Genomic DNA, 1,136 nt, shown 5'->3' with positions numbered 1-1,136 from the left:
CGAAAACAATCTCATCCTGAATTATCACTCGAATCTGAGAAAGATAAATTCAATCTTTACACATTCAATGATTTACAAATCGGAGTAATCATAGCGATGACTATCGAATTCAAGGAGAATTGGATGCCCCGCCTTGCAATCCCCGGACGCGACGATGTGCCTGATGCGTCGCGAGAAGCTTTGGACAAGATTCACCAAGCTATGGGTAAAGTTCCGAACGAATACCGGCTAATCGGTACGAATTCTGAGGTGATGGACGGTTATATGTCGATGGTAGTTTCAGCAACTAAGGTGTTCGGCCACAAACTCGTCGAAAAAATCAGTCTCGCTGTATCACAGCTAAACGGCTCTGACTATGATCTTTCAAAACATCGCTATCTGGCATTGAATCACGCTCGGATCATGCCAGCGGAAATTGAGCTAAATCGCCAAGGCACGTCGATCGACGCGAAAGCGGCCGCTGCCATTGAGTTTGCTCTCGTCGTCGCAACAAAGCGGGGGCACATCGAAGACGACGATCTGGGAAGAATTCGCTCTGTCGGCTTCAACGACTCCGACATCATCGCTATCGTATCCGCAGCCACGATGGCAACGATGACAAACCTACTGAATTCCGTTACTAGAACTGAAATCGATTTCCCGTTGCTTCGTTGCGACGAAAGCGACTCGGACCTCTGATGCGGCCTCCTTAAAGGCCGCTTTTTTACCACTCAATATTCTCAACCCATCTCGAGAAAAATCTTCTATCTTCCGCCGAATGCGATAACAACTTTTTCCATGTCCAAGACTACGGATTCGACCAAGGTCTCACCGAGCTTATCGACTATGAGTTCAGTCGTAATTTCGTCTGCGCTCTCGAGTTCAGCCACAAGTTCAAGCGCCAGCTTCGTCGGAAAGATATGGTACTCACGAGCATCATCTCTACTGTCTCGCCTGAATACGAGTTTCTTTTTGTGAAGAATGTCGATCACCCGAGTTCCACTTGACCGCTCTATGAACAGCGCTCTAGCCAACTTGCTCGGTGTGATGCCCGGCGAATGCAACACGACTCGTAGCGCTAGAGCGACTGGAGGAGTTAGGTCAACCCGACGAAGAATTAACCCCCATTCTCGCTCCATCAATCGAGAGATCACCGA

Annotated in this window: 2 protein-coding genes; one reads left to right on the top strand and one right to left on the bottom strand. The window is 48.6% G+C overall.

Going from position 1 to position 1,136, the window contains the following annotated elements; translation table 11 throughout:
- Window positions 1-678, top strand: a 678-nt coding sequence (locus tag G3O01_RS44775; RefSeq protein ID WP_205813922.1) for a hypothetical protein, incomplete at its 5' end; no start/stop codon positions are given.
- Window positions 679-743: 65 nt separating this feature from the next.
- On the opposite strand, the gene G3O01_RS44770 is transcribed toward G3O01_RS44775, so the two are convergent.
- The coding region (locus tag G3O01_RS44770; protein WP_205813916.1) for a MarR family transcriptional regulator at window positions 744-1,136 on the bottom strand (393 nt) is incomplete at its 5' end.

The organism is Burkholderia sp. Ac-20365, from assembly GCF_017104715.1.
Classification (GTDB): domain Bacteria; phylum Pseudomonadota; class Gammaproteobacteria; order Burkholderiales; family Burkholderiaceae; genus Paraburkholderia.
This window is presented reverse-complemented; position numbering and strand designations above follow the sequence as displayed.